Annotated in this window: 12 protein-coding genes and 3 pseudogenes; 2 read left to right on the plus strand and 13 right to left on the minus strand. The window is 38.6% G+C overall.

The window, feature by feature from the left end:
• Positions 1–87 precede the first annotated feature (87 nt).
• The 6 genes and pseudogenes from FTV31_RS00475 to FTV31_RS00500 form a co-directional block, all read right to left on the minus strand.
• A complete protein-coding gene (locus FTV31_RS00475; protein WP_180012642.1) occupies positions 88–3,120 on the minus strand; it encodes a type III restriction-modification system endonuclease in 3,033 nt (1,010 codons plus the stop codon).
• A 1-nt stretch (position 3,121) separates the two neighbouring features.
• Positions 3,122–4,990 (minus strand): site-specific DNA-methyltransferase, encoded by a 1,869-nt coding sequence (locus FTV31_RS00480; RefSeq protein ID WP_373686970.1) that lies wholly within the window; start codon positions 4,988–4,990, stop codon positions 3,122–3,124.
• A gap of 16 nt (positions 4,991–5,006) precedes the next feature.
• Entirely contained in the window at positions 5,007–5,798 is a 792-nt protein-coding gene (locus FTV31_RS00485) for a DUF4391 domain-containing protein (RefSeq protein WP_180012643.1), read from the minus strand.
• The gene (locus FTV31_RS00490) at positions 5,791–9,048 is read right to left on the minus strand and encodes a helicase-related protein (RefSeq protein WP_180012644.1); all 3,258 of its coding nucleotides are present in this window, start codon (positions 9,046–9,048) and stop codon (positions 5,791–5,793) included. The genes FTV31_RS00485 and FTV31_RS00490 overlap by 8 nt, the downstream gene beginning before the upstream one ends.
• 11 nt (positions 9,049–9,059) lie before the next feature.
• Positions 9,060–9,242, minus strand: a complete 183-nt coding sequence (locus tag FTV31_RS00495) for a helix-turn-helix domain-containing protein (protein WP_178868215.1) — start codon at positions 9,240–9,242, stop codon at positions 9,060–9,062.
• A 233-nt stretch (positions 9,243–9,475) separates the two neighbouring features.
• Positions 9,476–9,927: pseudogene (locus FTV31_RS00500) on the minus strand (hydrolase or metal-binding protein); the annotation flags it as partial.
• A 100-nt stretch (positions 9,928–10,027) separates the two neighbouring features.
• On the opposite strand from FTV31_RS00500, the pseudogene FTV31_RS00505 reads away from it, so the two are divergent.
• Positions 10,028–10,285, plus strand: a pseudogene (locus FTV31_RS00505) (Fic family protein); the annotation flags it as partial.
• A 55-nt stretch (positions 10,286–10,340) separates the two neighbouring features.
• Here the strand turns inward: FTV31_RS00505 and FTV31_RS00510 are convergent.
• From FTV31_RS00510 to FTV31_RS00525, 4 genes are all read right to left on the minus strand, one after another.
• Positions 10,341–10,601 carry a YkgJ family cysteine cluster protein gene (locus tag FTV31_RS00510; RefSeq protein WP_180012645.1) on the minus strand — a complete coding sequence of 87 codons (261 nt, stop codon included), beginning with the start codon at positions 10,599–10,601 and terminating at the stop codon, positions 10,341–10,343.
• The gene (locus FTV31_RS00515; RefSeq protein ID WP_180012646.1) at positions 10,598–12,226 is read right to left on the minus strand and encodes a DNA repair protein; all 1,629 of its coding nucleotides are present in this window, start codon (positions 12,224–12,226) and stop codon (positions 10,598–10,600) included. The genes FTV31_RS00510 and FTV31_RS00515 overlap by 4 nt, the downstream gene beginning before the upstream one ends.
• Positions 12,227–12,292: 66 nt before the next feature.
• Positions 12,293–13,369 (minus strand): chemotaxis protein, encoded by a 1,077-nt coding sequence (locus FTV31_RS00520; protein WP_180012647.1) that lies wholly within the window; start codon positions 13,367–13,369, stop codon positions 12,293–12,295.
• 115 nt (positions 13,370–13,484) lie between these two features.
• Positions 13,485–13,916, minus strand: a complete 432-nt coding sequence (locus FTV31_RS00525) for a hypothetical protein (protein WP_180012648.1) — start codon at positions 13,914–13,916, stop codon at positions 13,485–13,487.
• 210 nt (positions 13,917–14,126) lie between these two features.
• Between FTV31_RS00525 and FTV31_RS00530 the strand changes: the two are divergent.
• Positions 14,127–14,433 (plus strand): annotated as a pseudogene (locus FTV31_RS00530) (transposase); the annotation flags it as partial.
• A gap of 435 nt (positions 14,434–14,868) precedes the next feature.
• On the opposite strand, the gene FTV31_RS00535 reads toward FTV31_RS00530, so the two are convergent.
• The 3 genes from FTV31_RS00535 to FTV31_RS00545 form a co-directional block, all read right to left on the minus strand.
• Positions 14,869–15,099, minus strand: a complete 231-nt coding sequence (locus FTV31_RS00535) for an AlpA family transcriptional regulator (RefSeq protein WP_180012649.1) — start codon at positions 15,097–15,099, stop codon at positions 14,869–14,871.
• Positions 15,100–15,178: 79 nt separating this feature from the next.
• Entirely contained in the window at positions 15,179–16,063 is an 885-nt protein-coding gene (locus FTV31_RS00540; protein ID WP_180012650.1) for a hydrolase or metal-binding protein, read from the minus strand.
• A 195-nt stretch (positions 16,064–16,258) separates the two neighbouring features.
• Positions 16,259–17,317 carry a YqaJ viral recombinase family protein gene (locus FTV31_RS00545; protein WP_078388751.1) on the minus strand — a complete coding sequence of 353 codons (1,059 nt, stop codon included), beginning with the start codon at positions 17,315–17,317 and terminating at the stop codon, positions 16,259–16,261.
• Between the last annotated feature and the right edge of the window lie 101 nt (positions 17,318–17,418).

The following is a 17,418-nucleotide window of genomic DNA, read 5'->3' on the forward strand; positions in this document are numbered from 1 at the left end:
TTTCTATAAACTTTAAGTCCTCACTAATTAAGTGAGGACTTAAATAAATATTATATTATTGATTAGTAATTACTTTTAACAACCAACTTAGACATATTCCCCCGAAAAATCCTCAAATGATTTTGTAAAAGTGAATTCAACATCATTACCAAGCGCTTTGAAATGTTCTTTACCACACGCAATTTTGGCTGTTTCGATTGGGCGAAGGGCATCAGTGAATAGCGTACTCTTGGTTTCAACCACGAAATAAAGCTTCTCTTTTCCATCCACTTCAATCAGAACCGCCCAGTCCGGATTATAAGTTCCTAATGGAGTATCGATTTTGAACCAATCCGGAAGCTTTGCATAAAGCTTGATATCATCACTTCGCTCAAATGCATTCGCAAATTCCAGCTCAATATCAGAATCGTAGACTACGTGATCAAAAACTGACTTTTTACTTTCGACCATGTTTTGCTGCAGATAGCCAAACAATTCATTATCACTGAATAACTCTTGTGCATAAAACTGATCATCACCAATTTTGTGATATTGGATTCCACCGACCACAAAGAGACGCATCTGGTGCTGAATAATGGTTGCGACCTGCTCGATGAACTTTTGTGGATTGTTCTTAAAAGACTCTAGGCGACCACTTTTCTTGATGATTTTAACAATTGTGCGACGAGTCAGATTAGTTTCGTTCTGCAGGTAGGTAATTAAATCCGGCAGTTCAAATGAACGTGATTCATAGACACTGGCTGTTTCCTGAATCTGCTCTGTATGAACTCCACCACGGTTAATCTCGGTTTTAGCCTTGCGATAGATAAAACGAGCTTTACCGACCTGTAGATTGGATTTAATCTCTTCCGCACATTTTGAAATCAGTGCATCTATGTCAAAATCTACTCGGAAAGTCGTTTTGTATTTGATCCGATCCCAGAGTTCTTTAAACTCAGGGCTTAAAAATACCGCTTTATTCAGTGATACTTTTTTCTTGTCATCTCGGTTTTTGATATTCAGGTTACCGGAAACTTTCTTCAGCACTGTCGCAATTTGTGGTGTGTGTGCCTTGAATTCTTCCGGCAAATTAAGATCACCACTTTTCAACGCAGTTTTCAAAGAATCCTGAACTTTGCCCTTGTTATCAATATATCCAGTTGCTTGCAGATGTTCCCAAAGCTTTTTGGAGGCATCAACACCAAGATACTCATGATTGTATTCATCCACCGGAACTACAATATTGGCAAAGAGATGGTATTCTACTACACCGAATTTAATCCCTTCTTCCTGCTCGATTTCTTTCTGCAGTTTCTCTGCGAATTGCTCATAAGACTCATTGGCCATCACAGTCAGTGTATTAACCTCAAAGCCATGAACCCGCTCACCATCTTGATTGACACAGATTCGTAGACCACGACCAATTTCCTGGCGTTTTTTGATTACGGAATTAGTTTCATTCAGCGTACAGATCTGGAAAACATTCGGGTTATCCCAACCTTCCTTAAGGGCAGAATGCGAAAAGATGAACTTCAGTTTAGAACTAAAGCTTAACAGTTTTTCCTTATCTTTCATGATAAGACTATAGGCACTGCCATCTGCATCCGTACTTGCTGCTTTCCCATCTTTTCCTAGTTTGGACTCTTTCAGCATTTCATTGCCAGATGAGTCTTTCTTTTTATCAATAGCAAAATAGCCGTTATGAACACCATCAGCAGCTGTATCTAGATCAGCTCCCTCAAAGAGTTGATTGTATTTAGGCTTGCGTATGGCTTTAGCATATTCCTCTTCAAACATCAGAGCAAATTTACCTTTTTGAGAATTTCCTTCTTCATCGTACCAACGATAGTTGGCTACCTTGTCGATGAAGAACAAGCTCAATACTTTGATACCCTGAGGGCGCAAGCGTATTTCCTTATCCAGATGCTCCTCAATAGTCTTGCGAATTTGCAATCGCTTATATTCATCAGGGTCAACCTCTCCAATCGCCTGGCCCAGCTTTAAAATTTCAGGTTTGCTGGTAAAGCTGATGTACTCATTGCCTTGTTCACAATAGATATCTTCAATAATGTAACCATCGTAAACATCACGTCCTCCACTGTATTTTGCATCCAGCAGATCAGCACCACTGGTGACCGTAACCTCTTTTCGTTTGATACTGCCATTTTTCAAACGGGTATCAATCTCGATTTTTGCGGTAATCGGACTTTTCTTATTATTGACACTTAATAGCTTGATATAGGCTTTGTTATGACCATCTTTGACCTCAATACCTGCCACTTCAATCTGCTTAACCAGTTTTTGCTCATAAGCATCGACTGAATCCAATTTATAGAGCATGTGATGCTTTTCTACATGCGTTGCGGAATAACGTAAAGTACACATGGGATTGAGCGAGGCAATCGCTTCTTTACTCTTATCCGTGGTATCCACACTTTGAGGCTCATCGATAATCACAATGGGATTGGTTTGCTGGATAAACTCAATAGGTTTAGCCCCAGTCATGCGGTCGTGAGCCCTGTGAATAATATTGGCTTTATTTTCTTGCTCAGGGTCATTAAAGCTTTTACGGAAAGCATCAATGTTAATCACCATGATCTGAATATCAGGACTGGTCGCAAAATTTCTTACATCTGACAGCTTGCTAGAATCATAGGTAAAATAATCAAAAGCAACGTTTTCATACAGCTCTTTAAAATGGGTCGCAGTGATTTCTAGTGACTTCTGAACACCTTCTTTAATCGCAATTGAAGGTACTACGATAATGAATTTGGTAAAGCCATACAGGCGGTTCATTTCAAAGATCGTACGCAGATAAACGTAAGTTTTACCAGTACCGGTCTCCATTTCAACAGTCAAGTGTATGCCGTCTTTTGAGTTGAATGATTCAGAGGGTGCCAAGCCATTTTTCAGCTGGATCTTACGGATATTGGCATGGATATCTTCATCCAATAATCTTAGGCGATTACCAATACCTAAACTGTTTTCTTCTTTTCCATAAAACAGTGAACCTTCTACCCAAGACTGCAACGATGAAACAGTAAAATTAGTCTGACAAATTTCTTGTCCAGAAAATACACTGGTTACCGACTCTATGGCTTGTGCTTGGTAATCAAGATTCGCATCGAATTGGATCTTCATGTTACAGGCTCCTTACATCTTCGATGCCAGCCTGCTTCAAAATCTGAACAGCATTGGTTTTAACAACATCATTGGCAAAACCGGAGTCTTTAAATACCACGCGCATAATTTCCGGATTAAGTTTTTCCTTCAATTTGGCAATGCCTTCGACTACTTCAAGGGAAATATCATCCGATAAACAGATAATCAGTGCACCCATACCAATATCAAAGACCTTGTGCTCAATAATACTATGTTCAGTGATCGGAAGTGTCAGGTCTAGACCATACTTAAGCAATACCTCATACAGAACATCTCTTTCAGTACGATCAGGCTTGATATTACCGATCATTTTTTCAAGGAATGTCTCATCAAGCGTATCAAAGTCAGCATCCCACGGCTTGATGTTAGTGGAGTCAAGTTTAAACACTTTAAAACCAAGGTCGCCTTTATAGTTAGGGTTCTCTTCTTTAATTTTGGTAGCAGTACGTCGAATGCGCTCTTTGCCGATTTCAGCGATGGTTTTGTAGCCAGACTTGAAAGCCTCTGATTTTTCATCAGTAACTTCTGGTAACTGCACTATCATGAATCTATTCGATTTTTTATTAGCCACATTTGACTGCATTATAGCGTGTGCTGTTGAAGCCGACCCTGAAAAGAAATCTAAGATCAGATCATTAGCATCAGCACCTGACGTAACAAGAGCTCGGATTATTAATCTAGGAGGTTTTGGGGTTTCAAAAATACTTGCGTTACCAAAGATATTTTTTATGATTTTCTTTCCTTCTTGAGTATCACCAACATCCTCACGCATCCATATAGTTTGCGGAGTAATCCCTTGTTTAACTTCAGAAAGGAATCGCTTAATTGACGGAACCGATTCACCATTTGGTCCAAACCAAATTTCATTATTCTGAATCATTTCTTCTACTTTTTCTTTTGGTCTTCCCCAACTATTTCCAGAAGGAGGGCGAAATTCCTTCTTGTTCATTGGATTAGTAATAACGTAATCGTCATTAGGACGATATTCTTGGCGTGTTAAGTCACTAGATTTCCAGGGTCCTCTAGGATCATTATCTGGATTTTTATAACGAGCATTCGCTTCCTCTGTTCTAGGCAATAAGCCAACCTGATATTTCTCAATATTTTTTGCGAAAAGCAAAATATGCTCATGACTATCGGAGAAATATTTTGCGTCATTTTGTGGTGAATATTTTTTTTGCCAGATAATATTGCATAAAAAATTTTCTTCCCCAAAAATCTCATCACACATTTTTCGCAGATTAGATACTTCACCATCATCAATACTGATAAAAATCACCCCGTCATCTTTTAACAGATTTCTAGCCAACTTTAATCGTGGATACATCATATTCAGCCAGTCAGTATGATAACGGCCACTGGTTTCCGGGTTGTTTAAAAGGTTACGACCTTCTTCATCCAACTGTCCGGTGATTTCTTTATAATTCCTGATATTATCTTTAAAGTTATCTTTATAAACAAAGTCCTTACCGGTGTTATAGGGCGGATCGATATAGATCATCTTCACTTTTTTGTGATAACTTTTTTGTAAGAGCTTAAGCACTTCAAGGTTATCGCCTTCAATAAAGAGGTTTTGGGTAGTGTCCCAATCTATTGACTCATCTTTACAAGGACGTAAGGTTCCAGTACTCGGTGTTTGAGCAATCATCCGGGCTTTGCTTTTACCATTCCAGGTAAAGCTATAACGTTCTTCACGCCCATCTACATATTCACCAAGCACTGCTTTTAATGCTTCGAAATCCACCTTGCCTTCAGTGAAAGCCTCTGGGAACAGCTCTTTAAGCTTGTTCACATTTTCAGCCACGATATCCATTGTTTTACTGTCCATTTCTGGAATAACTTTTTCCACGATTCAACCTCTGTGATTACAAGCATTCAGTGAGTTGTTTGAGTGCTTGTTCATGTTTTTTAATTTGAGTATTTAGTTCAACCTGCTGATTAAACGCTGCTTGCTTGATCTGTCCACATAATTTTTTAATCTCTAACTGTATCTGTTGATACTGTTGCAGATTTTCACGCTGTTGCTGACTTTTATCGGCATCTTGTGCCAGGTGATATCTACCTGTTATTTCGGCACATTTAAGAGAAATTACTCGATGGCTCAAGGCCTGATAAACTTGCCAAAAGTTCGAAAATGGTAACGTAGCTAGCTGCAAGCTGTTTAAGAAAGCCTGATTTACCTCAGTACTCTCATCCAGTACCAGCCATGGGGCTAAAAGCTGTTCTTCTATCACCCACTTTTCTTTATCGGCTTTATTTAATCTTTTATCTGCCAAGCACAAGGCAAGATGTTCTTTGCCTTCTTGATTTGCGGTAAAGAAAATGATCAACGGGTAAGGAATGGCACGATTGATAAAATGAGCAATTCGTTCAGCATGCTTTGTTTCATTGATCTCAACATGCAACACTGCCAATTCGCTATAGTCACGCAGCTCATCGCTGTAAGGCGCTATATGGATCGTGCTTGGCTTTAACGTATATAACCAGCGGATTTTCTCCACATTATCTTTCAAGGCTTTTTTGTCTTTGGCACCAAGCTCGGTATGTTCAAGAAACATTTTTTTGTACAATGGCTTGTTAAGTAAGCAACTGTCCGGCACACCAAGTGTGTTCAAAAATGCCTCAAAGTGGGGTAGCGCGATATTTAACTCAGCCATTTGAACCCCCACCTGATACTCCAACGACTTTTTCTGCTTCTGTCAAAATTAAATAGGACACCACGATAAAATCTTCAATGCCTTGACTAGAAGTTGCAGTAAGTACCGTTCCACCTTTGGTGAATAGGCTTTCAATGCCTTTCTCTTCGCTCTTACCAGCAATACTATCAACTGCAGTTGCAAGCAAGTGTTGATAATGAGCCATATCTCTTCCCTGACGGGTGTGACTATTCACCACTGCAATAGCTGACTGGTCAAGCATGTTATGAGTAAATGCCTGACGTTTGAGCAAATCTAGTATTTTCTTACTTTGGGTAAAGTTGAGCTCAACGACAGCATCATCTACCACATACACCAAAAAGTACGGTGCCAATGGGTAGTTTTCATCGACCTGAATGGCTTCTTTACCATTGCGGATATTCTTTAAGCAAAAGATTACACCTGGTTTAATACCATCTCTGGCAAGATCAGCATCAATGCTAACGGCTGAATACAGACCAAATGGAGCCTGCTCCAATAGAGCAAGGTTATCCGCTTTCCCCATATAACCAGACAGATCCATACGGAAGTCATTTAGCGTCAAGTCGGTAATCGAAATACCACCACTCATATCTTCCAGATCAACTACTGCATCTTTCAATTGCTGGAGTTGTTTGCGACGGTACTCCAGGTCATTCATCTCTTTGGCACTTTCATCGATGACGTTCTCTTCGCCAGTGGCAGAGATATCCAACAACACCATTCGCCCGGAGACCCTTGCCTCTAGGTTGATGTATTCATCTAGCTCCATATTAGGCCAGAAGTTAATCAACTGGATCTGAGTGTTCTTACTACCCAACCGATCAACCCGACCAAAGCGCTGGATAATGCGCACTGGGTTCCAATGAATATCGTAGTTAATCAAGGTATCGCAATCCTGAAGGTTTTGACCTTCACTAATACAGTCAGTGGCAATCAGCAAATCCAATTCAGTCGTCGCTTCAGGATCAATTTTATGTCGCTCTTTGGATACAGGAGAAAAAGCAGTGAGTATGCTATTGAGATCAGACCCAAATCCAGTAATCGTAGTTTTATTCGTTCCGCCGCCGGTAACTAGTGCACTGTGAATATCCAGTTCTTCTTGTGCCCACTGTGCAAGGTTGCCATAAAGATACTGTGCTGTATCGGCAAACGCAGTGAATACGATAACTTTTCTATTACCTAGGTTCAGCGGGTTTTGGATTTTGTTACGAATGGTTCTTTTGAGCAACTCAAGCTTGGCATCTCTCGTGGCTGAAACATTTTTCGCAGTTTCGGCAATACTCGTCAGGAATATCTGGTCAACTTCAAGTTCCTGACGGAAACGAATCAAATCCATATCCTGTAGCAGCACCTTGGTTTTGTTACCAATCATGAAGGCTTCCAACTCAGTGGATTCCAACTCAAAGTCTTGAATATCTTCAATACTTAGTGCTTCCACCTCTTCGGATTCATGAGCATCGATTTTTGCAAGAAGATGATTTACCTGCTGCAGTAATTTAGTCACTGTAAGCGTAAAAGAATGAATAGAACTCTCCATCCGTTTAAGCAAGTTTACACGCATAAGGTGAATCAAGCTTTCTTCACGGTCTACTTGTTTGAAAACTCCTTTACCTCCACCAACTGCTTGGTCATAACGACGAGCATATTCTGCTTTTTTGGCATCACGCACAAACTTAAGTGGTGAGTAACCTGCAAGAGATAATCTCCGGATAGTTTTATTCACTTCTTTGAGTGGTGGAAACTCACCAGAAGCATCGATATCAGCATATATATTTTTGGGAGGTAATCGTGTCGGGAAACTACCGATATCCGCTGTACCGTAATATTTTTCAATGTGTTTACGCGAACGAGCAATAGTAACAATATCAAGAAGCTTGAAGTAGTCAAAGCTCATGATATCCAGCAAAGATGCAGTCGTACGGTTTGCTGCTGGCTCCTTCACCCATTGATTAAACTGCATTTGAGCAAGTCGCAAAGTAGAATCAATATTCTTAATCCCATGATCAATAAAAGCATCATCACGACCTTCAGTGATAAATGCGACCTGATTTTTTAGATCATTCATGCGGTTATTTACTGGTGTAGCCGATAACATAAGTACTTTAGTTTTAACACCAGAACGAATGATGTCATTCATCAATCGCTCATAACGACTTTTTCCTTTTGCCTTACTGGGGGTATTACGAAAATTATGCGATTCATCGATCACAAGAAGATCGTAGTTACCCCAATTAAGGGTTTCCAGGTTAATTTCGCCTGAATAACCTTTAGGGCGAGTTAAATCTGTATGGTTGAGTACATCATAGTTAAACCGATCTGGCGCAAGCAGGTTTCTCTTGTCATTGACCGTGTACATGGTCCAGTTATCACGGAGTTTTTTAGGGCATAACACCAGAACACGATCATTTCGGAGCTCATAATACTTAATCACAGCCAAGGCTTCGAAGGTTTTACCCAAGCCTACGCTATCTGCAATGATACAGCCATTATGTTTTTCAAGTTTATCAATTGCTCCAAGAACACCATCCTTCTGAAATTTATAAAGTTTATTCCATACTAGAGTATCTTTAAAACCTGTTTTACTGCGAATAATGTTTTCTTCATCGATATCTTCAAGGAAGTCTTTAAAGATATGAAAAAGCGTCAGGAAATAGATAAAGCTAGCAGGTTGATCCGCTGCAATGTAATCTAGTTTGGCGATCAGTTCATTTTTAATCTCACGTGCACTATGTGCCTCATTCCAAACACTATCAAACCATGAGAGCAACTGCTTAGTGCTTTCTGTGTCTGAAAGCCCAATATTCATTTGCAAAGTATCTGAACGTACTTCTCCCAGACCAATAGGGGAAAAAGTGGCAGTGCCGTGGATAGCAAAACTTTGATCAATAGAATCGAGATGAATAAGGTTCTGACCGGGCTGATTTATTAGGCTGGCTTTCACATCGACCTTGCTGCTCAACCACTGTGAAAATTCAATCGCTATACGCTTTTGTTGTAACTGATTCAATAATCGCACTTCTGCATCTGTGCCAATCAGTGTCTGTAACGTAGGTATATTCCAATTGGTCAGCAAAATTCGTGCAGAATGAATTTGTTTAAGTTCTTGTTTAAGCGTTGAAAAACCGTATAGAGTAAATAGACTCGATAAGACAGACAACTTCGAGCCATCAAAGATACGCTTTTTGAGTTCATTACCAACGTAGCCACTTGTTTTGTTATCGATTAACACATCTGAGCCCCTTACTGCAGTTTATTATTTTTCTGTTCTTCAATCCATTTTTCTAAATCTTCTCGCTTAAACCTCCAAGAGGTTCCAACCTTGAAAGCTGGGATTTTTGCAGAAGTGGCCATACGATAAACTGTACGCTCGTTGAGTTTTAGATACGATGCGACATCCTTGACTGTCATTATTTGTTCACTCATGCTGATTGCTCATACTTAACAAGTACAGGGTGTAAATTGTCAAAATAATACATAGATGTCTTATCAAGAACAATGTATTCAAACAATATCAAAGATTTCTATAATGAGTTAAATTTGCTAATCTCGATTTTTGAAGTCTGTATCGTGATTGCTAAATAAGCAAAAAAATAAGGAAGCCGAGGCTCCCATATTGCATAGCGATAAAATGCTATTCATACACAGTCTATGCAAACCTAGTTCAGTGACTGTACGGATTGCTTTAAACCCTGCTGAATACCCTGTACAAAACCCTCTCTCTGATTGAGTTTGGGCTTTGCGTTAGTTTTCGGTTCAGGCTGGATTTGCTCAGGTTCATCTTCAGTATAAAACTCCTCTAGCACATCCATACCCTCCTCACTCTGGATTTCAAACTTAGTATTGGCAAAACCTTGCCTGGCCGTAAAATCCACCGCCTCCTGATAAAACCCCACCTGCTTACTCTGCTCATCAATTTGCTTTGCCTGAATAATCGCTTCATTTAAACTGATCCCATCTCTTAAAGTTAAATCCACGTAGTACACTGGTTGACGATAACTCTGTGCGTACTCTTGCCCCGCAATATCAACTGCAATGGGAGGCAAGATAACAAACCATTAGACGCTGCATGGTAGTAGCTCAGTCGAGCTGCCAAAGTCCGAATACGGTTATCCTGCTGTATAAACCTATATAGGAAATGCAGACTGACTGAAATATGAGAAGCAATCTATTCGGGACTCCATTGGAGATCAAGATAAGCAATGACTTGTAATAATGAAGCACATAAGCTGCATCCAATTGAACGTGTAGCCAAAGTACATGCTGATTTTGTCAGAATCCATCCATTTATTGATGGCAATAGTTGCACATCACGTCTATTGATGAATCTTGAATTATTAAAAGCTGGTTATTCACTTTGTATCATCATAGTTGAAAATCGATTGACTTATTATGAAGCTCTTGATCAGTGGATGGCATATTGGAAAACTGAGGCATTTGTCCAATTAGTTTCCAATGCTGTACTATAATATTTTAAACTTTATCAAATTTTTATAGGTTTTTTTAAAGTATATAATCGATCAATCACTCTAGCTGATCCAACTGCTTACAAGCGATCAAATTAAGATTTACAAATTGTTCCCAAGAAATTTTTTGTTTAAAGTGTTGCTCATAATAGGTATCAACTCGACATACTTCTGGACGATTTTCATAGATTGTACATAAATGAGAGGTTAGATCGTGGTGACGGCAAATGCCGTCACCACGATCTAAAAAAGCAGTTTGGTTTGATAAATTAACATGCCTGCAACAGGCTCCGCACTGAGTGCATGGAAAATTAATCAATTTTTAGCCAACCCTAATAACCAGCTTCGAGTACTTTCTGAATTTCCCATTTCAAATGGTAATTTAATTTCTTGCTTTTCTATTTCTTTCTTTAGAACTATATTGCGCTCTAATTCAGAATTAGCACTTTTTAGTTGTTCTGTAAATACAGAAATCTCATCAATATTTAAGCCAAATTCTAATTGCGTCAATTGTAGAATATATTGATCTAACTCTTTATTGATCTCTCTAAAGTTATCTAGTATTTTTTCATATTTTGTTTTTACCTGATCTAAATATGACCAGAATTTTTGCATTATTTCACTTTGCTCAATGAAATAATTTAAAGCCAGAATTACAATACCACTTGCCAAAGCGCTAGCGAAGTCAACCACTAAATTTCCTAAAGGCATTGAGTTAAGAGCAGCTAAACCTTCATGCATAAGCATACCTACGATTATGCCAATACTTGCTGAAAGAATTTTAAAAGTGGCTTTAGTTAATTCACCAGTCGATAAGTTCTCTGGATTAAAGAATGCCATCTTCATGACTTTGATCAAATTTAACCAAGTCTCTCTTATAATTTTCCCCCAAAACTTTGTTGTTGTAAGAAAAATATTTAATACCGTTGTAGAAAGACTTGCAAAAACACCTGAAATTGTTGCATCCCGAAAACCAGAAACTACATCCTTAAACCGCTGTTTTACACGTTCAATAATATTTAAAACCGTATCTTTTAAATCACCTAAAAAGTTTTTAATTCTAAATTCAACTGTTTTATACTTCACGTATATAGAAGGAATTACCGCTTTTAATTCAAACCAAATTTCAGCAAGTATAAGTCCTAACGTCTCCCTTAAACCCATGTTTAAACCAGCAATCCCTGCTGATGATAAGCTTGCCTTAAAAAACTTAGTACTTTGATAATAACTATTTATCTGCTTCTCAGTTTCAGCTCTTGCCTTTTCATCAACTTTTTTCATGGATTCACTATCAACTTGTTTAAGCTCATCCAATGATTGCTGTTTTTTTCTAATTTTATCTTGAACTAGCTGAAACTCATGCCGTTCTTGAGGTGTAGATTGTGGCATTCCATGAAGCTTCTGATTTAACTTACTTAATTCAATTTCACGATTATTAATTGTTTCGGGTAAATTATTTAAAAATTTATCAACCGAATGTTGTTTTTTAGTTCTATTTATACTGCTAGCCGTTGAAGATAAATTTGAGTCTTGATTAGCTAATGCTATTCCATCCAGTCCAGCTAGCATTCTTCCAGCATCATTATGAATCTCATGCGCCGATATAACATGATCCAAATCACGGTTTTGGCCTTTTGATAGGTTTTTATCTTTACGATATTTATCTTTCAGAGTCCCATTTTCTTGCGCTAGTTTATCATTCCGCCCTTTCTGAATATAATTATGATGTTGATGATAAGCAGCCGAATCATATTTTTCACGACTTTCATACTTTATCTTTTCTGCTTCTGTTGCCCATATGTCTTGTCTGACATTTTGAATCGTATTGACATCTCCACCTTTTTTATCTTCAAATAATAAAAAATCAAGACCAAAGGTGGTCACTAAACTTTTGGTGACAACTTGGTTAATTTCATCTGACCAATCAAATGTTTTTGATGCCATATCTGTTCCTAATATAAGAACTCCTCCTGTCAACACAGGAGGAGTTCTTCATACTTTAAAATTATGTTATGAACGCTTAAAATCTTCTTGGGTTTCTTTTAAAACTTTCTCAAGACCTTGATGATCAAGTACTTGCATACCATGCTCGTCTACAAGAATTTCTGCATTACCATCTTTATCTAAAATAGGCTTACCTTTATTATCTTGTTTTACTTTGAATAGCGGCGTAGAAATCATTTTTGCCATAATTGCAGCTAAACTTGTACCATTTTCAATGCATGTAATCGTTTCTTCCGAAATGCTATGTATTTTTTCCTGATTACCCTCTTTTAGTATTTGATTAATCTCTTTTAGCTTTTCAAAATACAAATTGAAGACGCTATATATTTTAGTTAATTCATTATAAATTCGGTCCGCATAAGATTGGACTCGCAATAATTGCTCTTGTGCAATCTCCATTTTTGTAACAGCTTGGTCAACTTCGTAACGGATATCTCTTGCTTTATCTAGCGCTTTAGAACCATGAATCGCATAAGCAATACCAGCTACAGCTAACACAGGAGCAACAACAGCACCTCCTAGTACCATAGCACCACCAGCCATTCCCCAACCGCCAGCAGCCAATGAACCACCACCTATAGCCGCCATAGTAGCATTATATGCAGCAACACCAGATAAAGATGCTATAGATGTCCCTGTAGATGCGGCTCCAAGAGCCATAACGCCACCGTATACAGCAAATCCTGCTGCTGCTCCCGAAATACCACCACCAACAACAGTTTTCAAATAGTCAGTTGCTGTAATAGCTACTTCTTTTATTTGATTTAATTTATGCTGGGGAATTTGAATTTTTGTGTCACTATATTTTTGAAAATTATTATTTTTTAAAATTTCTTCTACTAAACGATCAAATTTATCAAAATCTGAACCTATTTTGAGCTCTAACTCGCCTAAGCTTTCTAATGATTGACTGGTTTTATTATTTACCTCTTCAAGAGCTTCCTTATGCTTTTTATACATATTTTTTGAGCGTTCAATAATATCATCTGCAAGACTTTTGTCTTGATGACCATCATAAGCTTTTTTTGCACCAACACCTACTGCAGCAGCTGCAGCTCCAATTAAAAGTAAAGGTAAAGGCATAACTCCCCTCTCTTAAACAGTTATTTATCAATAAATTAATTAATTTTTTATACAAAACATCATACGAAAAGAAGCAGTAAATTCGCTGCCTCTCCTAACACCTCATATATTGAAACTAGAAATCAATTTCCGAAAATGGTTTTAATTTTTCTTGTAACTCTGCTTGCTTACGTCTTTCCTTGTCTGCTGCAACATCTTTCTCAGCATAAGTGATTAAACGATCAACCCATGCCCCAGTACGGAAAGTAGATACATCAAAATCACCACTATAATCACTGATATAATAATAAGTTTTCAGAAGAACTGTGCCATCATCTAATGTTATAGTAACCCATTCTGAATAACTTCTAGCATCTTTAGCTTTTAAGTGTATGGTGCATTTTTCCCATGTTTTCGTAGCTTCATTAGTATTTTCATAATTTCCGTCATCTAACCAATCTCTATTAATTGGTTTACCTTCCATTGCAATAGTTTTAGCTGCATCATGTACTTTTCTTGCTTTAGCCTTAGCTTCAACTTTTGCTTTTTCAAACTCTTTATCTGACATATTTATAATTCCAAACAATCACACTAAAATAGAAAACTTTTATTAGATCAATAATTAAAACATCAAGATGATTTATTTGTAAACAAAAATATTTATAATTCTCTTCATAAGTCGAGTTTCTTATAACACAAAGCTCTAAGGTAATCCCCTCTAAAAATAAAAGGATCTAAAAGAAGAATTTTCTCTCAAAATATAGGCAGGAGATTTTGCATGAGAACATCGAAATTTACTGACAGCCAGATCATGTTGATTCTGAAACAGGCGGAGTCTGGCACACTCGTAGCCCCCTCCCTTTCCATAAACACAGCATGGGTAATGCCACTTTTTATAAATGGTGCGCCAAATATGGCGGTATGGATACATCATTGATAGCACGGCTAAAAGAATTAGAAGCAGAAAATACTAGATTGAAAAAGATGTATCCGGAAGAATGATTAAAGGCAGAGATTATCCATGAAGCGATGACAAAAAAGTGATGAAGTCATCTCACCGATGTCAGATGATACAACAGGCAGTTAAGTCCTCATTGTCATCTGCTCTTCAAAAACCTTTTGAATCGTCACATCAGAAATGTTTTCATTCATTTGCGTAATGATTTTTTAGTAGTCTTCATGGAACTTCGCACGATCACCGTTTATAGCAGTGAAACGAGCTAATGCTTTTTCAATACGCTCCTGAATAGTTTTATTAAAACTTTTTTTAAAAATGATCAAAACTTCTTTATGACAGCCAAATTTCAAAATCTAGAGTAAACAACAGTAGACGTTTAAATCTTTAAAAATTATGTTTTCATTTCTGATTTAAAAAAAGAATACCCATTTTATCTTGCCTAAGCATACGCCCACTCTGCAACCTTATTGTAATAGTCCATTTTTTTTATTCAGACACTTAGGCTAAAAGACATTTTTAGTCTACAAGAAAACAAAAAAATAAGGGAGCTTTTGCTCCCTTTCTATTCTCGACTCGCCAACTTACTTTCAATCCATTGATGGATCTCATACGCTGACCAGCCGATACAATTTTGAGTAATTTTAACTTTCTTTGGGAATGAAGAATCGTAATAAGGTGAGTTCTCATCCATCATTTCATAGATAGTGGAACGCCCCACACCAACAAAATTTACGACTTGTTTGATGCTAATAAATTGGTTCATCTGAAAAGTCTGACCTACAAAGGCATTCATGATGTCTACTCCTATCTCATGATTTCGAGCAAATCGCTCATGAGATACGGCAATCCCGTAAGGTTTTACCCTGTACGATTTAATTTAAAGCCGTCACTGATCCTTTCAATCCCTGCTGAATATTAAATTGAGTCTGCGTTTCCTCAATCTGCTGGCCTTCAACAGGCTGATAAAACTCCTCAATTACATCCAAACCTTCCTCCATGTCTACGTCCATCCTTCCATTCCCAAAACCCTTCCTTGCGGTAAAGTCTAGAGCCTCCTGATAAAACCCTGCCTGCTTACTCTGCTCATCAATCTGCTTCGCCTGAATAATCGCTTCATTTAAACTGATCCCATCTCTTAAAGTTAAATCCACGTAATACACGGGCTGACGATAACTCTGCGTTGTGCTTTTACCTCGTAATGTCAGTTGCAATGGCAAACATGACAACAAACCATTTGATGCAGCATGGTAATAACTCAGCCGTGCAACCAAAGTCCGAATACTGTTAAAACCCGTGGTTCTAAAGATAAAAGTTCCAAATTCATCAGATTCATCTAAGTTCACATGCAAACGCCCATAGGGCTTGCAGTTCCCGCCTTGGGCCAATGGACATAAATCAGGGGATAGACAGGGATGTTGCTCTACGCCTTGATTAGTTAAACGCTGGCAGGTTTCTCCATTACCGACGCACACTGGCCGTCCGGTCTGTCGGTCAAATAAGGTATATTCTGCACGTAGGTTTAAATCAGGATCATTAAAGATCATTCTGACCGGGATTGAGCGTAGCTTTTGATTAGGCGTATTGGCTCGAAGCTGATCATCTAATGGATGTTTAACCCAGCCTTCTTTGCTTTGGATCTGGGAAGTAATGGTGAATTGATCATCCTTTTCAGGCAATCGCTTACCATTCTTTTCAACCATACGACCGATACTGATCCGCCCCAAGATTGGAGGGGTAATTGCTAAACCTTTAATCATGTTGATATTCCTTAATGTATTACCTTACGAATTTGGGTCTATGTATGTAGGTCAGAACAAGGACCAAATAAGTTACCCAAAGAATGTAGAGCCAGATAAAGTGCTACAGAGATCGCGACCGATTTGCTCTCTACCGAAGGGTAGAGAGCGGGGAGCGATTTTTGTGAATTTTTGATTTGGTGCTGTAGATAGGGCTTAGTCGGTATAGATGTTAAATCGACGACTGCCTTGCTTTTGAAGTGGATAAAGCTCTATGAGTTCAGGCTGGTGCTGAAGCAATGCCTTGGTATTGAGACTGATAGAATCCTTGGCTTTCTTCCAGACTACTGAGCCATGAGTAAAGACAGCCCTTTCCTTGTCTTGCATCATCATCTGAATTTCATGTTTAATTTGGTCAAAGCGTTCCTGTTGATGCTGAATCTCTTCCTTCATTTTGATGAGCTGGTCGAACATCAAATTGGCATTTGGATTCTGAGACAGATCCTCTACGGTTAAAGGTACATGCGCTGGATAAAGTTGTTGAATCGCTTTAGCTGCGGATTCACTTGCATCCACGGATGGTGGTGTATCCTTTTCCACGCATTCCCAGAAATATCGTTCTGCTTGAACAATATGTTCAATCACGGATTCTGATCGTGTCACTTTGAAGATCTTGGTTTCATGCCCACAGATCAAGACACAAACATGCGCTGCCTGTTTACCAGTCACCGCCAGTTGATGTTGTACCTGACACAGCACGTATAAAGGCACACCATCACGCCACAATTTTGCTCCATGCTCACCTGCTGTTTTGCATTCCAAAATTTGGACTTCATCACTGCCGACCACGCTGTAATCCAGATTGGCTAGCATAAAGTATTTATCGGGATCAGGATGCTGAAGTACTGCATTGATCCGTCGCACCTTGTTATGGGTGTGCATGCTATAGAACTCTGCCACCAAAGGTTCCAGCTGCTTACCCCAATACAGCGGTGCTACACCTGAGCTTTCATCTTCTATGGATTGAGCCTGTCGTCCAGTTTTGATTAGCCAGAGTTCCAGCATCGACATATAGGGATTGAGACCACAGGCAGTCGCGGCATCACTGCTACCGATACCTTGTTTACGAACTTCGAGCCAGTCCTGATATTCCATCCCTTTGGTGTTGACCAGTCGCTTGGCTGCTGTTGAGCGTTTGGTAGTAATGGTTGGATTGACTACGATCTTAGATCCTACAGTCGTAGGCTGATGGGAAATAGGTACAATTTGATTCATGGAATTATCCTTATTAATTCTGATCTCTGTAAAAGAAATGCATAAAAAAGCCATACCCGACACGAGGTCGGGTATGGCGATTTATTTGCTGTTTTAATTGA

The sequence above is a fragment of the Acinetobacter sp. YH16031 genome (assembly GCF_013417335.1).
In the GTDB taxonomy this organism is placed as follows: Bacteria; Pseudomonadota; Gammaproteobacteria; order Pseudomonadales; family Moraxellaceae; genus Acinetobacter.